Annotated in this window: 1 protein-coding gene; it reads left to right on the top strand. The window is 72.9% G+C overall.

Annotated features, from left to right (window positions below; genetic code table 11):
- Positions 1–457: phosphate signaling complex protein PhoU (phoU, locus tag D7Y13_RS42670; protein WP_120631109.1), on the top strand; the 457-nt coding region annotated here is incomplete at both ends.

Genomic DNA, 457 nt, shown 5'->3' on the forward strand with positions numbered 1-457 from the left:
CAGCACATCCGATCCTCGTACGACCGCGACCTGGAGGCGATCCAGGCCCACATCCTCAAGATGGGCGGCCTGGTCGAGGACGCCATCCTGAGGGGCGCCGACTCGCTGCACGCCCGCGACGCCGAGGCGGCGCTGGCGGTGCGGCGCGGCGACGCCGCCATCGACGCCCTCGAGGAGCAGGTCAACCAGCTCGTCGCCCGCGCCATCGCCCTCAACCAGCCGGTGGGCGGCGACCTGCGCGTGCTCTTGTCGGTGCTCAAGCTCTCGGCCTCGCTCGAGCGCATCGGCGACTACGCCAAGAACATCGCCAAGCGCGTCACCGTGCTGGCCGAGACGCGCGAGCCGGTGGGCGCCGACGCGAGCCTGCGGCGCATGGCGCGCGAGGTGCAGGCGATGCTCAAGGACGCGCTCGACGCCTTCGTGCGGCGCGACGACGGGCTGGCGCGCGACGTCATCC

This window comes from Corallococcus praedator (assembly GCF_003612125.1).
Classification (GTDB): domain Bacteria; phylum Myxococcota; class Myxococcia; order Myxococcales; family Myxococcaceae; genus Corallococcus; species Corallococcus praedator.